At 74.5% G+C, this 20,568-nt stretch carries 20 protein-coding genes; 13 read left to right on the top strand and 7 right to left on the bottom strand.

Annotation, left to right across the window (positions count from 1 at the left end; translation table 11 throughout):
* Positions 1 to 57: 57 nt before the first annotated feature.
* Positions 58 to 1,356, top strand: coding sequence for a PLP-dependent aminotransferase family protein (locus J5Y04_RS07205; protein WP_245204381.1), 1,299 nt, complete (start codon positions 58 to 60; stop codon positions 1,354 to 1,356).
* 141 nt (positions 1,357 to 1,497) lie between these two features.
* Here the strand turns inward: J5Y04_RS07205 and J5Y04_RS07200 are convergent, their stop codons facing one another.
* The 4 genes from J5Y04_RS07200 to J5Y04_RS07185 all read right to left on the bottom strand — a co-directional run bounded on the left by J5Y04_RS07200 (position 1,498) and on the right by J5Y04_RS07185 (position 4,848).
* Positions 1,498 to 2,262 carry an ABC transporter permease gene (locus J5Y04_RS07200; protein WP_209410982.1) on the bottom strand — a complete coding sequence of 255 codons (765 nt, stop codon included), beginning with the start codon at positions 2,260 to 2,262 and terminating at the stop codon, positions 1,498 to 1,500.
* 24 nt (positions 2,263 to 2,286) lie between these two features.
* Positions 2,287 to 3,243 (bottom strand): ATP-binding cassette domain-containing protein, encoded by a 957-nt coding sequence (locus tag J5Y04_RS07195; RefSeq protein ID WP_209410981.1) that lies wholly within the window; start codon positions 3,241 to 3,243, stop codon positions 2,287 to 2,289.
* 127 nt (positions 3,244 to 3,370) lie between these two features.
* Positions 3,371 to 4,552, bottom strand: coding sequence for a glycosyltransferase (locus J5Y04_RS07190; RefSeq protein ID WP_209410980.1), 1,182 nt, complete (start codon positions 4,550 to 4,552; stop codon positions 3,371 to 3,373).
* A complete protein-coding gene (locus J5Y04_RS07185; RefSeq protein WP_209410979.1) occupies positions 4,549 to 4,848 on the bottom strand; it encodes a hypothetical protein in 300 nt (99 codons plus the stop codon). The genes J5Y04_RS07190 and J5Y04_RS07185 overlap by 4 nt, the downstream gene beginning before the upstream one ends.
* A 123-nt stretch (positions 4,849 to 4,971) precedes the next feature.
* Between J5Y04_RS07185 and J5Y04_RS07180 the strand changes: the two genes are divergently transcribed.
* From J5Y04_RS07180 to J5Y04_RS07130, 11 genes are all read left to right on the top strand, one after another.
* A complete protein-coding gene (locus J5Y04_RS07180) occupies positions 4,972 to 5,904 on the top strand; it encodes a 3-oxoacyl-[acyl-carrier-protein] synthase III C-terminal domain-containing protein (RefSeq protein WP_209410978.1) in 933 nt (310 codons plus the stop codon).
* 155 nt (positions 5,905 to 6,059) lie between these two features.
* The gene (locus J5Y04_RS07175) at positions 6,060 to 6,350 is read left to right on the top strand and encodes an acyl carrier protein (protein WP_209410977.1); all 291 of its coding nucleotides are present in this window, start codon (positions 6,060 to 6,062) and stop codon (positions 6,348 to 6,350) included.
* Positions 6,351 to 6,354: 4 nt separating this feature from the next.
* Entirely contained in the window at positions 6,355 to 7,230 is an 876-nt protein-coding gene (locus tag J5Y04_RS07170; RefSeq protein ID WP_209410976.1) for a hypothetical protein, read from the top strand.
* Positions 7,231 to 7,313: 83 nt separating this feature from the next.
* Positions 7,314 to 7,967, top strand: coding sequence for a 4'-phosphopantetheinyl transferase superfamily protein (locus tag J5Y04_RS07165; protein ID WP_209410975.1), 654 nt, complete (start codon positions 7,314 to 7,316; stop codon positions 7,965 to 7,967).
* Between the two features lie 194 nt (positions 7,968 to 8,161).
* Positions 8,162 to 9,937, top strand: coding sequence for a condensation domain-containing protein (locus J5Y04_RS07160; RefSeq protein ID WP_209410974.1), 1,776 nt, complete (start codon positions 8,162 to 8,164; stop codon positions 9,935 to 9,937).
* The gene (locus J5Y04_RS07155) at positions 9,897 to 10,190 is read left to right on the top strand and encodes a hypothetical protein (protein ID WP_209410973.1); all 294 of its coding nucleotides are present in this window, start codon (positions 9,897 to 9,899) and stop codon (positions 10,188 to 10,190) included. The genes J5Y04_RS07160 and J5Y04_RS07155 overlap by 41 nt, the downstream gene beginning before the upstream one ends.
* A gap of 64 nt (positions 10,191 to 10,254) precedes the next feature.
* Positions 10,255 to 10,842: a hypothetical protein gene (locus tag J5Y04_RS07150; RefSeq protein ID WP_209410972.1), complete on the top strand. Its 588-nt coding sequence runs from the start codon at positions 10,255 to 10,257 to the stop codon at positions 10,840 to 10,842.
* 121 nt (positions 10,843 to 10,963) lie between these two features.
* Positions 10,964 to 11,179 carry a hypothetical protein gene (locus tag J5Y04_RS07145; RefSeq protein WP_209410971.1) on the top strand — a complete coding sequence of 72 codons (216 nt, stop codon included), beginning with the start codon at positions 10,964 to 10,966 and terminating at the stop codon, positions 11,177 to 11,179.
* Between the two features lie 413 nt (positions 11,180 to 11,592).
* Positions 11,593 to 12,480 (top strand): hypothetical protein, encoded by an 888-nt coding sequence (locus tag J5Y04_RS07140; RefSeq protein ID WP_148640823.1) that lies wholly within the window; start codon positions 11,593 to 11,595, stop codon positions 12,478 to 12,480.
* A 308-nt stretch (positions 12,481 to 12,788) separates the two neighbouring features.
* Positions 12,789 to 13,583 (top strand): SDR family oxidoreductase, encoded by a 795-nt coding sequence (locus J5Y04_RS07135; RefSeq protein WP_209410970.1) that lies wholly within the window; start codon positions 12,789 to 12,791, stop codon positions 13,581 to 13,583.
* A gap of 11 nt (positions 13,584 to 13,594) precedes the next feature.
* Complete coding sequence (locus J5Y04_RS07130) at positions 13,595 to 14,323, top strand: polysaccharide deacetylase family protein (RefSeq protein ID WP_209410969.1); 729 nt, start codon at positions 13,595 to 13,597, stop codon at positions 14,321 to 14,323.
* Positions 14,324 to 14,558: 235 nt separating this feature from the next.
* Here J5Y04_RS07130 and J5Y04_RS07125 read toward each other — a convergent pair whose 3' ends face one another.
* The 3 genes from J5Y04_RS07125 to J5Y04_RS07115 form a co-directional block, all read right to left on the bottom strand.
* A complete protein-coding gene (locus J5Y04_RS07125; RefSeq protein WP_209410968.1) occupies positions 14,559 to 15,644 on the bottom strand; it encodes a hypothetical protein in 1,086 nt (361 codons plus the stop codon).
* 10 nt (positions 15,645 to 15,654) lie between these two features.
* Positions 15,655 to 16,620, bottom strand: coding sequence for an NAD-dependent epimerase/dehydratase family protein (locus J5Y04_RS07120; protein WP_209410967.1), 966 nt, complete (start codon positions 16,618 to 16,620; stop codon positions 15,655 to 15,657).
* Between the two features lie 86 nt (positions 16,621 to 16,706).
* Entirely contained in the window at positions 16,707 to 17,831 is a 1,125-nt protein-coding gene (locus tag J5Y04_RS07115) for a DegT/DnrJ/EryC1/StrS aminotransferase family protein (RefSeq protein WP_209410966.1), read from the bottom strand.
* A 789-nt stretch (positions 17,832 to 18,620) separates the two neighbouring features.
* Here J5Y04_RS07115 and dnaK point away from each other — a divergent pair.
* Positions 18,621 to 20,495 carry a molecular chaperone DnaK gene (gene dnaK, locus J5Y04_RS07110; RefSeq protein ID WP_209410965.1) on the top strand — a complete coding sequence of 625 codons (1,875 nt, stop codon included), beginning with the start codon at positions 18,621 to 18,623 and terminating at the stop codon, positions 20,493 to 20,495.
* The last annotated feature ends 73 nt before the right edge of the window (positions 20,496 to 20,568 follow it).

The raw sequence follows: 20,568 nt of genomic DNA, 5'->3' as shown, positions 1-20,568 counted from the left end.
GGGTCCACGGGCGTCCCCCAGCCCACAGTCGCCCCCGATCCGGTCCCGCCGCTGGCGTTGGAAGAGCTGCACGCCTCCCTCGCCGACCCGCTGCTGGACGCGATGACCTTCCTCAACGAGGTCACCACCCGCTACCCCAGGGCCGTGTCCTTCGCTCCCGGCCGCCCGTACGAGGGCTTCTTCGAACCGGAGGACGTCCACACCTACCTGGACGCCTACCTCGACCACCTGGAGGCCGCCGGCGCGGGCCGGGACGCCGTCCGCACCACGCTCTTCCAGTACGGGCCGACCAAGGGCATCATCGCCGACCTGGTCGCCCGGACCCTCGCCAACGACGAGGGCCTCGCCGTCCCGCCCGAGGCCCTGGTGCTGACCGTCGGGGCCCAGGAGGGCATGCTGCTGACGCTGCGCGCCCTCTGCGCGGGCCCGGACGACGTCCTGCTGGTCAGCTCGCCCTGCTACGTCGGCGTGACCGGCGCCGCCCGGCTGCTGGACCTGACCACCGTCCCGGTGCCGGAGGGCCCCGACGGCGGGCCCGACCCGGAGGCCGTCCGCACCGCCGCCCGCGCCGTGCGGGCCGCGGGGCGGCGCCCGCGCGCGCTGTACGTCGTCCCCGACTTCGCCAACCCGTCCGGCGCCAGCATGCCGCTCCCCGCCAGGGCCCGGCTGCTGGACGCGGCGGCCGAGGAGGGCCTGCTGGTCGTCGAGGACAACCCGTACGGCTTCTTCGCCCGCAGGCCGGGCGAGCGGCCGACGCTGAAGGCGCTGGACCGCCGCCGCCAGGTCGTCTACCTCGGCTCCTTCGCCAAGACCTGCTTCCCCGGCGCCCGCCTCGGCTACGTCGTGGCCGACCAGGAGGTGGCCGGGCCCGGCGGGCGGCGCTCGTTGCTGGCGGACGAGCTGGCGAAGCTGAAGAGCATGACGACGGTCAACACGCCCGCGCTCAGCCAGGCCGTGATCGGCGGCATGCTGCTGCGCCACGACTGCCGTCTGCGTGCCGCCAACGCCCCGGCGACGGCCCACTACGCGGCCAACCTGACCGTGCTGCTGCGGGAGTTGGAGCTTTACTTCCCCGCCTCGGAGCGCCGCCGGCTGGGGGTGTCCTGGAACCGGCCGGAGGGCGGCTTCTTCGTCGTGCTGACGGTGTCCTTCGCGGCCGACGAGGCGGCCATGGAGCGGTGCGCCCGGGACCACGGCGTGCTCTGGACGCCGATGGCGCCGTTCTACCCGGCCGGCGGGGGAGAGCACAGGCTACGGCTCTCCGTCAGTTCGCTGACGGAGAGTCAGATCGTGGACGGGGTGGCCGCGCTGGCCCGCTTCGTCCGCGAGGAGAATGCGCCCGATCCGGACGAGTGACACCGGCGGCGCGGAGGCGACCGTCTGCACCGGGGCGGGGGCGGGACCACAGTGGTCCCGCCCCCGCCCCCGCCCCCGTGCTGCCCGTCCGAGGCCCGTCCGAGGCCTGTCCGAAGCCCGCCCGAAGCCGCGGTCCGGGTCTCAGCGCACCCGGGTGGAGAACAACCGTGCCGACCAGTACACCGCCGCGACCGTCATCAGCACGACGACCAGCAGTCCCTGCCAGACCGCGCTGTCGCCGACGTGTCCCGAGAACAGCGCCCGCATGCCCTCCACGGCCCAGTAGAAGGGGTTCCACTTGGCCATCGACTGCAGCCACACCGGCGCGAGCGCCAGCGGCAGCAACACCCCGGAGAGCAGCGCGATCGGCTGCGCGATGGTGTTCACCACCGGGGCCATCGCCTCGTCCGCCGGGAGCAGCAGGGCGATGCCGTAGGAGATCGCCGAGGTCATCAGGGCCAGCAGGCCCAGCAGCAGGTAGGCCAGCAGCAGGTCCAGCGGGCCGACCCGCAGGCCGAACGGCAGCGCGACCAGGGTGATGATGACGGCCTGGACCAGCAGTGCCACCGTCTCGCGCAGTGCCCGGCCGAGCAGCAGTGCCAGCCGGCTCACCGGGGTCACCCGGGCCCGCTCGATGATGCCAGCCTTCAGCTCGCCGAGCAGGCTGAAGCCGGTGTAGAGGCCGCCGAAGATGCAGAGCACCGCCAACAGGCCGGGCACGTACACCTGGTAGGCCTCGGCGTAGGTGGTGGCGCCCATCGGTGCCAGCACCTTCTTGAGCAGCGGTGCGAAGAGCAGCAGGTAGAAGATCGGCTGGATCACCCCGACGGCGATCCAGACCGGAGTCCGCCACATCAGCAGCAGCTGGCGCTGGAAGACCAGCCAGGTGTCGCGGGCGAGCTTCATGGGAGCCCCTTGGGGAGTCGGTGGTCAGGCCTGCTCGATCGAGCGGCCCGTGCGGGCCAGGAACACGTCGTCCAGGCTGGGCCGTTGGAGCTGCACGGTGCCGGGCACCACGCCCGCGCCGTCGAGCACGCGGAGCAGCTGCGGGATCGCGGCGGCGCCGTCGTCCAGGTAGAGCCGGAGACCGTCCTCGCCCTGCGCCTCCAGGCGGTGCAGATAGGTCTGTTCGCGCAGGGCCTTGGTGGCCCGTTCGGTTTCCCCGGCGGGCAGTCCGACGAGCACCACGTCGCCGGAGATCTCCCGCTTGAGGGTCTCGGGCGTGCCCTCGGCGACGATCTCCCCGTGGTCGACGATGGCGACCCGGTCGCAGAGCGCGTCGGCCTCCTCCAGGTAGTGGGTGGTGACCACGACGGTCATGCCCTCGTCGCGCAGCCGCCGGATCTCCGCCCAGACGTGGCCCCGGCTGGCGGGGTCCAGGCCCACGGTGGGTTCGTCCAGGAAGAGCACCCGGGGCGCGTGGATGACGCCGAGTGCGATGTCCACCCGGCGGCGCTGGCCGCCGGAGTAGGTGCGGCACGGCCGGTCGCCGAACTCGGTGAGCTCGAAGGCCTTCAGGGCCTGCTCGGCGTTCTGCTGGGCCGCGGCCTTTCCGGTGCCGTGCATCCGGGCCTGGAGCACCAGCTCCTCGCGGGCGCTGACGGCGTCGGTGGTGCCGCCGCCCTGGGCGACGTAGCCGATCCGGCGGCGGACGTCCGCCGGGTCGGCGAGCAGGTCGGCGCCGGCGATCCGGGCCGCGCCGCCGTCCGGGCGGATGAGCGTGGCGAGCATGCGCAGAGTGGTCGTCTTGCCGGCGCCGTTGGGGCCGAGGAAGCCGAAGATCTCACCTGCGGCCACGTCCAGGTCGATGCCGCGGACGGCGTCGACGGCGGCCTGGCCGCGTTTTTTGGACGGATAGGACTTGCGAAGTCCCTTGGTCTCGATCAACCAGAACTCCCGTGCGGGGATGGGTTGCCGGGGCACCTGGGATGCGGTGCTGCGGAAGGGGTGAGGGGTACTGCGGAAGGAGTACTGGGCGCCACCCTAGGGTCTGCGGCACTCCGGAAACAATGGCCTAGACCAATGGATTCTGACGGTCCGTTCCACCCGCGACCAGCGTCTCCAGCCGGTCGGCCGCCGCGACGGCCCCGCCGCCGGCCAGCAGGGCGGCCCCGACCCGGGCGGCCGCCTCGCGGTGGGTGCCCGAGTCCAGGACGGTGCGCAACCGCGCCGCCAGCCGCTCCGCCGTCACCCGGGCGAACGGCACCTTCAGCCCGGCGCCGGCCGCCACGACCTGCGCCGCCACGAACGGCTGGTCGTGCCGGATCGGCGCGGTGACCAGCGGCAGTCCGTGTGCCAGCGCCTCGCCGACGGTGTTCATCCCGCCGTGGCAGAGCACCGCGTCCAAGGCGCCGCGGGCCATCAGCTCCAGCACCGGGGCCCGGTCCACCGCGACGGCGTGGTCGGGCAGTTCGGGCAGCAGGGCGCGCGGTGCCGCGATCACCGGCTGCACGTCGTCGCCGCAGAGCGCCAGTGCCCGGACGGCCCGGGCGTGGAAGTCCGCGCCGAGCCCGCCGGCCAGCGTGCCCATGGTGACCAGCACCCGCCGACGGCCGGGGTCCAGCCGCTCCCACGGGAACGCCGGGTCGGCGGGCCGCTCGGCCAGTACCGGTCCCACCAGTGCCACCTGCGCCGGGAGGAGCGCCGCGCCGGTGAGGGCCCGCCCGGTCGGCGCCAGCACCAGGGCAGGGGAGAAGCGCGGGTCGGTGTACTCGTGCTCCGGCAGCCCGGCCCGCTGCCAGAGGCCGCGGAGCAGCCCGGTCATCCAGGCCTCCACCTGCGGCAACGCCCGGAACGGCCGCCCCAGCTCCATCGCGCCGGGGGCCAGGCTCGCCCACGGCAGCCCGTGCCGGTGCGCGACCAGGGCGCCTGCCGGGGTGTGCTGGTCGACCAGCAGCGCGTCCGGCCGGTACTCCCGCACCACCGCGTCCAGCGGCTTGGTGGTGAACCGCGCGTACGGGACGATGAAGCCCTCCCAGAGCGAACGCAGGGCGGCCAGTCCGTGCCCGCCCTGCGCCCGGAACGCCCGGGTGCCGGTGCCCAGCACCTGCGCGTCCGGCCCGAGCAGCGGTCGCAGCACCGACTCGGTGCCCGTCCAGGCGACCTCGTGCCCGCGGGCGGTCAGTTCGCGGGCGATGCCGGCGACCGGATTCACGTGCCCGGTCAACGGCGGTACGACCAGCAGGAAGCGGCTCATCGGGCTGCCCCTTCGGGCAGGATCCGCTGCACGTCGGCGACGGTCAGCGCCTCCAGGGCCGAGAGGTCCAGTCCGGCGCGCACCGCGGCCAGGCCGGCCGCCGCGCCGAAGCGTTCGGTCAGCAGGGTGTCCAGCAGGGCGAGTTCGCACTCGTCCAGCAGCAGATCGGCGTCCAGCCGGGCCTGCAGGGTGATCAGCGCCGCCCATTGCGGTGGCGCGTCGGCCGCCTTGACCAGCAGCTCGACCAGCTCCGGGCGCACCCGGGCAGGGGGAAGGGAAGGTTCACGATCAGTCATGGGGCGTGGCTCCACCAGCTCGACGGCAGGGGGCGGACGACTCCGCGGGCAGGACGGCAAACTCGTCCTCGAACGGCACGAGATCACTTGTGCGACCCGTCGGGCGTCGGAATACTAGCCCGCGTGACCGCACTGGAGGCAGTGGCCGTCCACCTCCCCCACCACACCGTGCCCATCGAGGCGGTGGGCGAGCGCATCGGCCTGACCCCACGTCAACTTCGACTCTTCCGCCGCTTCCACGGCCTGGACCAGCTGCGACTGGACCCGGACGGGACGCTGCCCGACCTGCTCGGCGCCGCCGTCGAGGCACTACCGGAGCTGCGCGGACGCGAACGGCACGTCCGTTTCGTGATCCACGCGCGCAGCATGCCGGTGGCGGTGCCCTACCCGCTCAACCCGCTGCACCAACTGCTCGACCGCTACGGCCTTTCCCGTGCCGTGGCCTTCACCGTCACCCACCACGCCTGTGCGGTGGGCCTGCTGGCCGTCGACCTGGCCGGCCGGCTGCTGGCCGGGTCCGACGACCCGGAGGCCCTCGCGCTGGTGCTGGCCGGGGAGAAGACCTTCACCAAGGACGCCCAGGTGGTGCCCGAGACGGGGATCTTCGCCGAGGGCGCGGCCGCCTGCCTGGTCCGTGCGACCGGCGAGCGCAACCGCGTGCTCTCCTACGCCGTGCGCCACCGGCCGGAGTTCGACGGCCGCCTGGCCGGGGACCAGGACCTGCTCGCCCGCTACCAGCGCGAGTACCCGGCGGTGATGATCGAGGCGATGGAGGCCGCCCTGGACCAGGCAGGTCTGGACCTCTCGGACGTGGCGGTGGTCCTTCCGCACAACGTCAACCAGGCCTCCTGGCGGATGATCTGCCGTCGGATCGGGTATCCGGTGGAGAAGGTGGTGCTGGACAACGTGCCCGCCGTCGGGCACAGTTTCGCTGCAGACGGCCTCATCAATCTCCACACCGCCACCACGCGGGGGCTGCTCCGCCGCGGCGACCGCTACCTGATCGCCGCCGCCGGCGTCGGAGCCACCTTCTCGGCCATGGCCGTCGAACACTGACGCACCGCCGGACCTGCGTACCGTCCGGCGCCGGGATCCGGGGGCCGGCCCCCGCGGCGCGGCGGGCGCAGCGGCACGGCGAGGACGACCACACCCCGGCCGGCCGCTCCCAGCACACCCCATTCACCACTCACGCACGACGGGACGGGACACCCATGCCAGACCCAGAGGTCCAGACCACTGACGCCGAGCTGCGCGAGCGGATCCTGCACAGCCTCGGCGAGCTGCTGCCGCGCGTGCTCAAGCGCGACCTCCCCGAAATCCCCGAGAACGCCTGCCTCTTCGACGATCTCGGCCTCACCTCGGCCGGCACCATCGAGCTGATCCTGGAGGTCGAGGAGGCGCTCGACATCCAGGTCGACGTCGAGCAGATCGGTGAGGACGACCTGCGCTCGGTGACCAGCCTGGCCGACTACGTGGCCGGCCACATCATCCCCGAGGACTGACCGGGTGGGCGCCGCTTCCGCCGCCGGCCTGGTCGTCACCCGGGCCGTGGTGGGGTACCCCGGCGGGCGGTCGGAGACCTCGCTCGACCCCGACCTGAGGGTGTTCGTCTCCGACCTGGTCCGTCCGTACGGCCTGCCGCTGCGCGAGGACCTGCTGGCCGAGGGCGTCGGCCACTCCTACGAGGAGATGGCCGAGGGCCTGCTGCGCGAGGCACTCGCCGACGGCCGGCCGGTCGACCTGCTGATCCTGGCCTTCGACTCCCCGGACGTCCGTCCCGGGGCGCCGAGTTCGCTGGCGCTCAGTCGGTCCTGCCCGGGTGAGCCGCTCGCCTTCGCGCTCTGCGACCAGGGATCGGCCGCGGCCTTCAGCGCCTTGAGGGTCGCCGCCGAGTACCACCGGACGGGGGCCTGCCGGCGTGCGGTGGTGGTACTGGCGGAGCAGACCGCGCTGCACTACCGGGCCGCGGAGCCGGTCGACCTGCCCGAGCGGCACTGTGCGGTGGTGCTGGTCTGCGACGAGGCGGCGGGCGGCGAGCTGATGGTCGATCAGATCCCGGTGGCCGATGTCAAACTCGCGTCGAAGACCGTCGGTGAGGCGGTTCGGGACCTGGGGGAGGGGGCGGCCGTCCTGCTCGGCCCCGGCCTGGTGGTCGACGCCGACGCCGACGTCCGTGCCTATGCCGACGTCCGCGTCGATCCCGCCGCTGCCGGTGTTGACGGTGCAGCGCGGGCGACCGGAGGCCAGCCGTTCACCGGCATCTGGTCGGAACTGGCCGAACGGCTCCCCGCCTGGCGGGCGGAGGGGCGGCCCGTGCTGGCGGCAGGCTTCGACCGCCGGCTCGGCGTGCTCAGCACCCTCACCCTGCGGGCGGGACCGTGACCGGTCCCCCCGAGCCGGCCGACCCGGTTGGGCCGGTTGGCCTGGTTGACCTCTGGGTGATCCCGACGGATCAACCTGCCGCAGTGGTAGAGGCGTTGGGCGCACTGCTCGACCCCGGCGAACGGGCCCGCGCCGCGGGTCCGGACGACGCGATCGGCCGACGGTTCACCGTCGTGCACGGGGTCGTCCGACTGCTGGTCGCCGAACGCCTCGGCGTGCACCCGGCCGAACTCGCCTGGCGCCGTGGCCCGCACGGCAAGCCCGAGCCGGCGGGAGAGGGGCACGCGCTCGGTGTCAGCTACTCCGCCTCGGGTGCCCTCGCCGTACTCGCCCTGGCCGACGGCCGGCCGGTCGGCGCCGACGTCGAGGCGGTCCGCGACCCGCGCGTCGCCGCCCGGATCGCCAACCGCTACTTCCCGGGCGCCGAGGCCGCGTCGTTGGCCGAGTCCTCCTCGCCCGAAGTGCTGGCCGGGCGTTTCACCGAGCTCTGGTGTCGCCGCGAGGCCTGCGTCAAGGCGTTCGGCGGCCGGCTGGTGCAGGGCTTCGGCCTGCCGCTGGCCGGGCCGACGCCGCTGGTCCTGGCCGACGCGGGCGCCCTCGGCGACGGCCCCTGCCGGATCGCGGACGCACCGGTGCCGGGTCCGTTCCGCGCCGCCGTGGCGGCCGTCGGCGACCGACCGTTCCGGCTCCGGTCGCGGCACTGGGAGGCGCCCCCGTTCATCATGTCACGTACATGAAAAATGAATTGACCGAGTGTCAGGAGTTGCTCGGCTTGAGCGTCGACATTTCCGGATTTTTGGTCTGGACCACTTTCCCGGGTCGCTGGTAGCGTCCCGACCCACAACCCGCTGAGCCCCTCAGGCCTCCCCAGGCCCGTTCAGGGCTGCTCAGATCCCCTTGGACCCCCGGCGAGCCGAAGGGCACGGACGACGTGACAGCAACCAGCCGGCGGATCACGGTCCGGTACGGCGGCGCGAGCAGCGGCTCCGGGCCGCTCACCCTCGGCCAGGACAACATGATCCGCTGCATCCGGAGCGACCTTCCCGAGCAGATCAACAAGGAGGCGGCCTGGCCGGTGCCCGACGGCACCACCCTGACCGCGGCACTCGACGCCCTGCGCGCCCTGGTCGAGCGGCACGACTCGCTGCGCACGGTCTTCCCGCCCGGCCCCGGACCGGACGCCTTCCCGGAGTGCCAGGAGGTCTGCGCGGAGGGCGAGTTCGCCGTCACCGTGCTCGATGCCCCGGGCCTTCCGGCGGCCGCGCTGGACCGGCTGGCGGAGGAGGCGGGGCGGACGGACGTGGCCGTCCCGTTCGACCTGGCGGCCGGCCCACGGCTCCGCTTCACCCTACTGGCCGATGGCGACCGGGCGGCGAGGCTGGTCGTGGTCGTCTGTCACGCCGGTGCGGACGGCGTGGCGACCACCCTGCTGATCGAGGACTGGCTGGCCCTCGCGGCCGGCAAGGAGCTGCCGCCGGTCACCGCGCGCACCCCGCTGGAGGTGGCAGCCCGTGAGCAGGGTGAGCAGGGCCGCCGCAAGGCCGCCGCCGCCCTCGGGCACTGGCGGAAGATCCTCACCACCCGCCCGCAGACGGTCTTCGCGGACTCCCGGATCACCGGCCCGGCCGACCGGGCCGCCGCCGTGGTCCTGCGCTCCCGCACGGCCGGCGCCGACCTCGCCGCCGCCTCGCGGCGGACCGGCGCGAGCCCCTCGGTCGTCCTGCTCGCGGCCTTCGCCGCACTGGTCGCCCAGCGCGCCGGCCACTCCGCCCTGGTGCTGACCGCCCTCTCGGCCAACCGCCAGCGGGCCGCGATGGCCGACCACATCGGCACCCTCGCCCAGGACGCCCTGTTGGCCCTGGACGCGGACGCAGTCGACCTGGACGAGCTGATCGGCCGCGCGAAGGCCGCCTCGCTCGCCGGCTACTGGCACAGCACCCTCCCCGCCGGGAACGTCTGGCAGCTGATCGAGGACGTCGCCCACCTGCGTGGCACCCGCTTCGCCCGGCAGGTCGTCATCAACGACCTCAGTCTGACCATCCCCGAGGCGATGTCCGACGCCCGCCCGGCCCCGACGAGTGACCCGGAACTGACCTGGCTGCCCGACCCACCGCTCCCGGTCCGCATCATGCTCAACCTTCTGCGCACCTCCGGCAGCCTGGAGTTTGTCCTGCTCGCCTGCCCGCAGGTGCTCGACCGCGCGGAGACCGAACGTTTCGCGCTCGCCCTGCCCGCCGTCCTGAAGGCCGCCGTGCACGGACCGTTCCCGCTCGCCGACCTGCCCGGGCTGACGGGCGTGCCGTCCGCCGTCCGGACCGGCGCCTGGGCCGTGGTCGACGGCGGCTGGATCGATCTGGACGCGGCCCGGTCCCTGGTCGTCGATGCCCTCGGTGGTGCCGAGAGCGCCTCCGGCGTCACCTCCGGCATCACCGCCGAGATCCTCGGCACCGCCGTCGAGTTGGTGGACGGCCGTCTCGTCGCCCGCATCGCCACCCGCCGTCCGGGCCTCACCCCGCTCGCGGCCCACCGGGCCGTGGTCGCGGCCATCCCCGGCCGCGACACCGCGATGGCCCCCCACCACTACGTCGTGCACACGGCCACCGGCCCCCGCCCGTCCGGCCCGATCGCGTGGGGCACCCTGCCGGTGACCGCCGAGGGTGCCGGCCGTGATCCGGACATCGTCGGCCCCACTGCCGACTCTCCGTGAGGGGCGGGGCGGCACCTTCGAGGAGCACGGGGACGAAGCCGCCTTCGGCCGGTTCATCGCCGAACTCAGGGCCTTCCTGGCCGAACTCAGGGAGTTCGACCCCGCCGCCGCCGACCGGAACCCCGTCGAATGGCAGCACTTCGGCTGGCGGTCGATCACGCGGTTCGACCGCCTCCGTTCCTACGGGCAGTCGCTGGCCGTCATCAACATCTTCGGCATGGCCGAGAGTCCGTCCACCCTGGTCGGCTCGTAGCCGGCCGACGGCACCCCTGCCCCGGGAGGAGGCAGCACCCATGTCTCAAGTCTGCAATACGGCGATGAAGCTGAGCAGCGAGGCCCGCCGCGAGAAGAGGCACCATGCCCAGAGCGCGGGACTCGAACTCCTCGCCGCCACCGGCGACGTCTTCAAGGCACTGGAGCTGATCGAGCACGGCGACGGGCCGGGCACCGCGGCCGTCTACGTGGCCTCGGCGGACAAGCGGCTGCGGCAGGCCGGCGGCCTGCTGGGCGAGGTCGCCGTCCTGCTGGGCTCCGGGACCCTGGCCCCGGAGACGGTCACCTGGTACCAGGACCTCGACTACGAGCGGCTCTACGAGTCCGGCGTGGCGAGCGGCCGGGTGCCGCGCAACCGCGAGTGCTGGTCCGAACTGGTCGCACCGACCACCGCCGGAGGCCCCCTCGCCGTCTGTCACGACTACCGTGGCCGCGTGCTGCGGACCGCGGCCCTCATGACCGAGTGGCTCCAGGCGGCACCGTACCCCGGCGCCGAGACCGCGCTCCGTCGCGTCCAGTCGGCCATGGTCGATCTGGCCGTCTACGCCCAGCTGATGGGCTACTTCAACGATGTCGAACCGCTGGACGAGAGGTGGCTGCGACGGACCGCGGCCGCCGTCGCCGCCGGCTAGCGGTCACCACCGCGGTGCGGGGCCCGGGTGAGCCCGGGTGCCGCACCGGCCCCGGAACGGGGCGGCCCGCCGACGAGGGGAGAGGCCCGTGCCCGAAGCGCCCGAAGTACCCGTAGTGCCCGTGGTTCCCGACGTACCGGTGGCGCCCGTGGTGACCGGCACCCGGGCGGCCGAGGCCGCCGTCCCGGCGGCCGTCGAGGCCGCGGTCCGGGCGGGCGTCGACAAGGCGGTCGAGGTCGCCGCCGCCGTGGCCGCGGAGACGGCCCGGGGGTTGGTGGCGGCGAAGCTCCACCCCGGCCCCGGCCCCGGGGAGGGCCCGCCGGTCGTCGGCTCCTGACAGCGGCCGGTGCCTACGGAACGCGACCGCCAGGAAGACGACCAGCCGGACCACGACGACCACGACCACGACGACCACGACCACGACGCGAGGACCACGACCACGGGGAGGACGACCAGCCGGAACGCGACCACCGCCCCGCAGGTGCCAGGGGGAACCTGCGGGGCACCCTCTCGTCGTCCGGTCGGGCGGTGACCGTCCACCGGCCCACCGGGTTCGTGCACCGGCCCAGTCGGCCCGTCGACCCGCCCGTCCACCCGGCCCGGCCCGGCGGACCCGTGAGGCCGGCCGGTTGCCCGTTCTTCGCCGCCGCCCACCCGCCCACCCGCCGTGCCACCCGCCCGCCTCCGGTGCGGGCCGAGCCGCGCAGGCAGAGACTGGTGGTGGATCCTGCCCCCGAGGCTGGGAGAGCCATGCTGCTCGGACTCACCACCGCGCTGGTCGCGACCGTCTGCTTCGGCTTCGGCTCGGTCTTCCAGGCGCGCGGCGCCCGGTCGGCGCCCCGGGCCGACCGGGTACGGGTCGGGTTGCTGGCCGCGCTGGTCCGGTCCTGGCAGTTCCTGCTCGGCACCGGCCTGGACATCGCGGGCTTCGTGCTGAGCATCGTCGCACTGCGCACCCTGCCGCTCTTCCTGGTCCAGGCGGTCACCAACGCCAGCCTGGCGGTCACCGCGCTCGCCGCCGCCCGGCTGCTCGGCGCCCGCCTGCGGCGCGGCGACGTGGCCGGGATCGCCGCTGTGGTGGTCGGCCTGACCCTGCTCGCGCTCGCCTCCGGCCCCGAGGGCCGCGACCACGCCCCGCCCGCCTTCCACTGGGCCCTGCTGGCCACCACGGTGCTGATGCTGCTGCTCACCGTGGTGCTGGCCCGGCACACCGGCAACGCCGCCGCGGCCGGCCTCGGCCTGCTCGCCGGCGTGGGGTTCGGCGTGACCAGCCTGGCCGTCCGGGTCCTGAACATCGACGGCCCGGCCGGCGTCTTCACCGACCCGGCGGCGTACGCGCTCGCCGTCGGCGGGCTCGGTGGCTACCTCGCGTACGCCCTCGCGCTGCAACGCGGCACGGTCACCGCGGCGACGGCCGCCGGCACCGTCGCCGAGACCTTCGGCCCGGCGCTGGTCGGCGTGGCGGCACTGGGCGATGCGGCGCGCCCCGGCTACGCCTGGTGCGCGCTGACCGGTTTCGCGGTGGCGGTCGGCGGGACCTTCGTGCTCTCCCGCTTCGGGGAGGTGGAGGCGGAGGTCGGCCCCGCCACCCGCCCGGCCGCGGACGAGGCCGCCGAAGCCGCACTGCCGCCCCGGTAGATCGCCGACCGCGTCGCGGCCCCCGGTGACCGCCGCAGTGCGGCGCCCGGTGACCCCGACGGCCTCCGGTGACCGCGGCAGTGCGGCGCCGGTGACCCCGACGACGCCCGGTCGCCCGGAGGGCCTCGCCGTGCGAAGGTGACTTGCCGGGCAATTCACCACAGCCGGCGAACGGCAGGACGGACCGTGCAGGACGGACCGGGCCCGACACCCGCGCCGGACACCGCGCCGGACACGCCTCCGGGACACCTCCCGGACGGACGTGCCGGACCGGTCGACGGCGCGGCGCGCACAGAGCGGCAGGAGCCATGACGGACGAAGCCCACCAACCCCTCCGGAAGCCCCGCCGCCCCGCGGCCGACCCACCGGTGGTCCTGGTGACCGGTGCCTCCTCGGGCATCGGCGCCGCCACGGCGGCCCGCCTCGGAACGGCCGGCTGGCAGCTGCTGCTCTCCGGCACCGACCGCGCCCGCCTGGACGCCGTCGCCGCCCGCACCGGTGGCCGGGCCCTGCCCGAGGACCTCGCCAAACCGGACGGCCCGCAGCGCCTCGCCGAAGCAGCCCTCACGACCGCCGGCCGGGTGGACGCGCTGGTGGCCAGCGCCGGCCTCGGCTGGCGCGGTCCCTTCGCCGAGACGCCCACCGACACCCTGGACCGGATGATCGAGGTCAACCTCGCCGCCCCGCTGCGCCTGGTCCGCCTCCTCCTTCCCGGCATGCTGGAGCGCCGGCGCGGCCGGATCGTGCTGCTCGGCTCGATCGCCGGCCAGGTCGGTGTCCGCGACGAGGCGGCGTACTCCGCGACCAAGGCCGGGCTGGCGATGTTCGCGGAGAGCCTCTGGTACGAGCTGCGCGGGACGGGCGTCGGCGTCCGGATCGTTCTGCCGGGCGCGGTCGAGACCCCGTTCTTCGCCCGCCGCGGCACCCCCTACCAGCGCGAACGCCCCCGCCCGGTCACCCCCGAGCTGGTGGCCGACGCCGTGTTCAGCACTCTCACCACCGCCTGCGACCGTCCGTTCGTGCCGCGCTGGCTCGGTCTCCCGGCCCGGATCCACGGCGTCGCACCGGGGGCGTTCCGGCGGATGGCCGCCCGGTTCGGCTGAGGCCGGCGCCGGTGCACCGGACCGTGACCGTCCGCCGGGCCGCCCTGGCGGTGGCGGGCGTCGAGCTGCTCCACCTGGCCCCGGCCGCCGTCCGCCTGACCGCCGTGCGCCGGACGGTCGCCCGCCGCACCGCCGGGTACGGCACCCGACCCCGCCACGTCGCGCTGACCTTCGACGACGGCCCGGACCCGGGCAGCACCCCGGACATCCTCGACGCCCTCGACGCGATCGGCGCCCGGGCCACCTTCTTCCTGCTCGGGACGATGCTGGAACGCGCGCCGGATCTCGGCCGCGAACTGGTGACCCGCGGCCACGAGGTCGCCGTCCACGGTTGGTACCACCGGCAGCAGTGGTACCCGGCGCCCGCTCGCGATCTGCGCGAGCTGCGCCGCACCGCCGAGGCGGTCACCGGGATCTGCGGCGCCGTGCCCCGCTGGTACCGCCCGCCCTACGGCGTCCGCACGGCCGGCCCGGCCCTCGCCGCCCGCCGCCTGGGCCTGCGCACCGTCCTCTGGACGGCCTGGGGGAGGGACTGGACCGGCCACGCCACCGCGGAGTCCGTCCACGCCACGGCCCGCCCCGGCCTCACCGGCGGTGCCACGCTGCTGCTCCACGACTCGGACTGCACCTCCGCGCCCGGCTCCTGGCGCGCCACCCTCGGGGCCCTCCCCCTGATCGCCGACCACTGCCGCAGCCACGGCCTGACCCTCGGCCCGCTGTGCGACCACGGCGTGCCGTAGCGCGTCGGCAGGCCCTCACGCGGCCCGCCGCCCCCTGCAGCGGCCGAACGCGGCCCGCGCCAGGCCGACCTGAGCCGGGCCGATCTGCCTCAGCCCCACCCGCCTCAACTCCACCCGCCTCAGCCCCACTCGCCTCAGCCTCACCCGCCTCAGGCCGCGACCTGAGCCGGGCCGGTCTGCCCGGCCCGGACCGGCCGGTGGCCCGCGCCAGGCCGACCCGCGCCAGGCCGACCCGCTACAGGCCGACCCGCTCCAGCGCCGCCGCGAACCCCGTCCGCCACCCGGCCGGCGAGGCACCGGGGGAGGGGGTCGGCGAGGGGCGCTCCAGGGCGGCGAGGGCGTTGCGGACCACCTCGGCGGGCCGGGCGGACGTCACGTCGGCATGACCCAGCTCCAGCTCGTGCTGGAGGTTGTCGCGGCCGTGGCCCTGGACGACGTCCAGCAGGAGCAGCCGGCGGCCGAGTGCCCGCGCCTCGCTGCAGGTGTCGCCGGAACTGGTGACCACCAGGTCGGCGGCGGCCATGAGCGCGGGGATCCGGTCGGTGTACCCGAACGGGTGCAGGCGCGGCCGGCGCCCGGCGGCCCGCCGGAGCCGGGCCTCCAGCTCGCGGTTTCGGCCGGCCACGGCGAGCACGTGCGGTCCGGCGTCCGCGAGCGAGGCCGCCGTGCGGGCGAGCGGGCCGAGCCCCCAGGAGCCGGACATCAGCAGCACGCACCGCGCGTCCGGCGGCACCCCGGCCTCTGCCCGGGCCTCGGCCCGTCCGGGCGGGCGGTAGAACGGTTCGCGCAGCGGCGCCGGCAGTACGGCGATCGCCGCGTCCGGCCGGTAGCGCCGCACCGCGCACGCGGCGACCTCGGAGGTGACCAGGAAGAGGTCGGTGCCGTCCTGCACCCAGAGCCGGTGCGGTGTGACGTCGGTGCAGAGGACGAGGTGGCGGAAGCCGGGCCCGCCGTCCGCCCGCAGCCCGTTCAGCGCGGAGGTCGCGGTGGCGAACACCGACACCACCAGGTCCGGCCGCTGCTCCGCGACCAGTTCCCGCAGGGCCGGCACCAGCCGGGTCCGCGCCGCCGCGTCGGCGAGCAGCGCGATCCGGGCGCCGGGCCGCAGCGCCGAGAAGTGGAAGGCGTCGTAGAGCCCGGGCAGGCCGAGCAGTCGCCGGAACACCAACTCGCCCGCCGAGCCGGCCCGTTGCCCGAGCAGCGCCATCGCGTCCACGGTGGCGGTGGTCCACCCGCGCTCGTGCAGCGAGTCCGCGCAGGCCTGGGCCATCACGTCGTGGCCCTGCCCAAGCGAGCCGGAGACCAGCAGCGCGTGCGGCACGGGCCCCGCCTCAGGAGGAGCCCGACGCAGGTCTCGGCGCGGGGGCCGGCGCGGCCTCGTCCCGGTACCAGTCGGCGTACCGCCGCACCCCGTCCGCGAAGTTGGTCCGCGGCGACCAGCCGAGCAGCCGCTTGGCCTGCGCGGCCGAGATGCGGCGTCCGTCGTAGTCGGCGGCCCGGGCCTCGATGTGTTCGATGCTGACCGGCCCGAGGAGCCGGTCGACGGTGTCGGCGATGTCCCGCACCGAGATCGCGGTCGAGCCCTCCAGCGCGAACGTCTGGTCCTCGGCGGTGGGGGAGAGGGCCCGGACGTGGGCGTCCGCGAGGTCCTCGACGTAGACGAAGTTGCGGCTCTGCCGCCCGTCGCCCGCGATGGTGATCGGCCGTCCGGCCAGCGCCGCCTGCACGAACCGGGCGACCACCAGCTCGTCCCGCATCCGGGGCCCGTACGGGATGCCGTACCGCAGGATGGTGAAGTGCCCCCCGTACAACTCCCGGTAGCTGTGCACCAGCATCTCGGCGGCGAGCTTGGTGGCGACGTACAGGTGCCCGCTGTGCTCCAGCTCGATCGGCACGTGCTCGTCCAGCTCCTGCTCTCCGCTGTCCATCCCCGCCTCCGCGAGGGCGGCGCCGTAGACCCAGACGGTGCTGGCCAGCACGGTGCGGCTGAGCCCGCTCCGCCGGGCCGCCTCCAGGACGGCCTCGGTGCCGTCGATGTTGGTGCGCACGGCCCGGACCGGGTCGGCGGCGACGCGTTCGACGTCCGCCATCGCGGCGAGGTGGAAGACCACCTCGCTGCCGTCCAGGGCCGCGGTGAGCGCGGGCAGGTCGAGGATGTCGATCCGGGCGAACTCCGCGCCGGGGTTGAGGTACTTGTCGGTGGTGTCCACCGCGAGCACCTCGTGCCCGGCCGCCAGCAGCCGGTCCACGACGTGTGAGCCGATGAATCCGCATCCCCCGGTGACGGCTACGCGCACGTTCTCTCTCCTTGTCCGGTGGGCCGGCTCGTTGGGTCGCGTTCCTCCGGGCGCCGGCCGCCGCCGAGCGGCCGTCGCCCGGCGCCTCAGCCGGCGAGACGGCGGTGGACGGCGGTGACGGCTTCGATCACCCGGTCGGTCTCGTCCTCGGTCATGTCGGAGTGCACCGGCAGGCAGATCTGCCGGGCACAGAGGTCCTCGGCGACCGGCAGCGGGCCCCGCCGGTAGGCGGCCAGCACCGGTTGCAGGTGCAGCGGCAGGTCGTAGACCTCGCCGGAGAGCCGGACGGCGTACTCCTCGGCCACCGCCCGCTTGAACGCGGCCCGGTCGACGCCGGGCGGCAGCAGCGCCACGTACTTGTAGTAGTTGCTGCGCGAACCGGCCGGCTCCGTCACCGGCCGCAGGCCGTCGAGGCCGGCGAGCGCCGCGTCGTAGCGCTGGGCGACCCGGCGCCTGGTCTCGACGAACTCCTTGAGCCGCCGCAGGTGCACCGTGCCGACGGCGGCGTTCAACTCGCTCATCCGCCAGGAGGCGCCGAACCGGACGTGGTGGTTGGTGGTGAACGAGCCCTTGCCCTGGTCGCGGTAGATCCGGGCCTCGTCGCGCAGCTCGGCCGACTCGGTGAGGATCATGCCGCCCTCGCCGCTGGTGGTGACCTTGGTCGGGTAGAAGGAGAACGCGCCGGCCAGGCCGAACGACCCGGCGCAGCGCCCGGCGTAACTGCTGCCGTGGGCGTGCGCTGCGTCCTCGACCAGGGGGATGCCCCGGCGGTCGCAGATCGCGCGCAGGGCGTCCACCTCGGGGGTGATCAGCCCGCCGATGTGCACCAGCACCACGGCCGCGGTGTCCGGGGTGAGGGCCGCCTCCAGCGTCTCGGGGCCGAGTGCGAGGGTGGCCGGGTCGACATCGGCGATCACCGGCCGCCCGCCCGCGTGCACGATGGCCCCGGCGGTCGCGTAGAAGGTGACGGCCGGGACGACCACGTCGCGGTCGCGGACGTCGACGGTTCGCAGGACGATCTCCAGCGCCGCCGTGCCGCTGGCGACGGCGACCGCGTGGGTGGCGCCGTGCTCGGCCGCGAAGGCCTGCTCGAAGCGCTCGGTCCACGGGCCGAGCGTCAGCGCGCCGGTGGCGAGGATCTCCGTCACCGCGTCCGCGACGGCCGAACGGTCGCTCTCGTCGAAGACGATGCGAGCGGGTGGAACGCCCATCGGGCCTCCTCCGGCAGCAGGATGAACAGGGGATCTGACAGGTACTTCCTGGGTGGACCGGGCAGAACGGCCGGGCCAGGCACATCACGCTACTTCGCCCGGGCGACCCCGGCCCGTTGTCACCGCCCGGCCGGGTGACCCGGGGCCCGCCGGGCCCGCCCCGCTGCCCGGCGGGCGTGGCATCCGGCCGCCGGGTGGGCCGCCGTTGTGCGGCGGGTCCTCGTTGTGCGGCGGGTCCGCTTGTACGGCGGGTCTGCTTGTACGGCGGGTCCGCGCCGGCGGGGCCCGGGGCGCTGTTGCCGGGGCCGGAGACTCCCTCCGGTGGGGGAGGACCGGGCCTCCCGCGGGAGGCCGGCGATGCATCGTTCGGGTGGGTCCGCTACTGCGCACGCAGTACGCGAAGTGCCTGCGCAGCGATGACGACGCGGGGCCCTCCGGCGGCCGAGGATGGCCGGGCTGCGGGAGACCCGGGCCGGCCGGCCGACGGGTGCGCCCGCCGCACGCACCTGCCGAACGTCGTTCGAAGGAGTCTGCTCCCCCATGGCCACATTCCTGTACCGCCTGGATTCCTGTACCGCCTGGGCCGGTGGGCCTTCCTCCGGCGCGTCTGCCCCGGCCGGTCGCACGTCCCCCTGGAACCGGAACCGGAGCCGGAGCCGGAGCCGGAGCCGCAGCCGGGACGTGGTTGGTCGGCCGGGGGCGGGCACGGCGCCCACGGCGGAGCGACAATTGACACGGTCCGGCTCAAGTCCCACGGTCCGGTGGGGCCGTACCCAAGGGAGGCCAGCGATGGCTCGCTCGGTCGGAATCGATCTGGGTACCACCAACTCCGTCGTCTGCGTCCTGGAGGGTGGCGAACCCTCGGTCGTCCCCAACGCGGAGGGCGCCCGCACCACGCCCTCGGTGGTGGCGTTCGCCAAGGGCGGCGAGGTGCTGGTGGGCGAGGTGGCGAAGCGCCAGGCGGTGACCAACGTCGACCGCACGGCCCGCTCGGTGAAACGGCACGTCGGCGACGCAGCGTGGCGCTTCCCCGAGGCGGGGGACGTGGACGGCCGGCGCTACACCGCGCAGGAGATCTCCGCCCGCGTGCTCCAGAAGCTGAAGCGCGACGCCGAGGCCTACCTGGGCGAGGACGTGACCGATGCCGTCGTCACCGTCCCGGCGTACTTCAACGACTCCCAGCGCACCGCCACCAAGGAGGCGGGCGAGATCGCCGGGCTGAGGGTGCTGCGCATCGTCAACGAGCCGACCGCCGCGGCGCTCGCGTACGGGCTGGACAAGGAGAACGACCAGACGATCCTGGTCTTCGACCTCGGCGGCGGCACCTTCGACGTCTCGCTGCTGGAGATCGGCGACGGCGTCGTCGAGGTGAAGTCCACCAACGGCGACACCCATCTCGGCGGTGACGACTGGGACCAGAAGGTCGTCGACCACCTGGTGCAGCAGTTCAGGAACGGCCACGGCATCGACCTCGCCAAGGACAAGATGGCGGCGCAGCGGCTGCGCGAGGCGGCGGAGAAGGCGAAGATCGAGCTCTCGTCCGCGAGCGAGACCGGCATCAACCTGCCCTACGTCAGCGCCTCCGCCGACGGTCCGCTGCACCTGGAGGAGACGCTCACGCGGGCCCAGTTCCAGCAGCTGACCGCCGACCTGCTGGAGCGCTGCAAGGGGCCGTTCCACCAGGCGGTGGAGGACGCCGGGATCCAGGTCTCCGACATCGACCACGTCATCCTGGTGGGCGGTTCGACCCGGATGCCGGCCGTGACCGAGCTGGTCAGGTCGCTCACCGGGAAGGACCCGCACAAGGGCGTCAACCCGGACGAGGTGGTGGCGGTCGGCGCCTCGCTCCAGGCGGGCGTGCTGAAGGGCGAGGTCAAGGACATCCTGCTGCTCGACGTCACCCCGCTGTCCCTCGGCATCGAGACCAAGGGCGGCATCATGACCAAGCTGATCGAGCGGAACACGACCATTCCGACCAAGCGCTCGGAGATCTTCACGACGGCCGAGGACAACCAGCCGTCCGTGCAGATCCAGGTCTTCCAGGGCGAGCGCGAGATCGCCTCGTACAACAAGCGGCTCGGCGTGTTCGAGCTGACCGGCCTGCCGCCGGCGCCCCGCGGCCTGCCCCAGATCGAGGTCACCTTCGACATCGACGCCAACGGCATCATGCACGTCGGCGCGAAGGACCTCGGGACCGGCAGGGAGCAGAAGATGACCGTCACCGGCGGCTCCTCGCTGCCGAAGGACGACATCCAGCGCATGATGCGCGACGCCGAGCAGCACGCCGAGGAGGACCGGCAGCGCAGGGAGGCCGCGGAGACCCGCAACCAGGCCGAGCAGCTCGTCTACTCGACCGAGCGGATGCTGGCCGACAACCCCGACAAGGTGCCGGGCGACGTCAAGGCCGAGGTGGAGGCCGCCCTCGGCGACCTCAAGGAGAAGCTCAAGGGCGAGGACGCCGCCGCCGTACGGCTCTCGATGGAACGGGCGGCCGTCGTCGCGCAGAAGATCGGCACGGCCATCTACTCCCAGGCCTCCGCCGGTGCCGGCGCCCGGCCCGCATCCGGCTCGTCGGACGACACCGCGGCCGCGCCGGACGGCGAGGAGGAGGTCGTCGACGCCGAGATCGTGGACGAGGAGAGGCCGAGGGGCCCGGCCGGCTGAGCCGGGCCGGGCCGGGCGTCACGGCATCGGGCTCGGGCCGGTCAGCTGGTCCGGACCCGGGCCAGGCCGAAGT

Source organism: Kitasatospora sp. RG8 (genome assembly GCF_017813315.1).
In the GTDB taxonomy this organism is placed as follows: Bacteria; Actinomycetota; Actinomycetes; order Streptomycetales; family Streptomycetaceae; genus Kitasatospora.
This window is presented reverse-complemented; position numbering and strand designations above follow the sequence as displayed.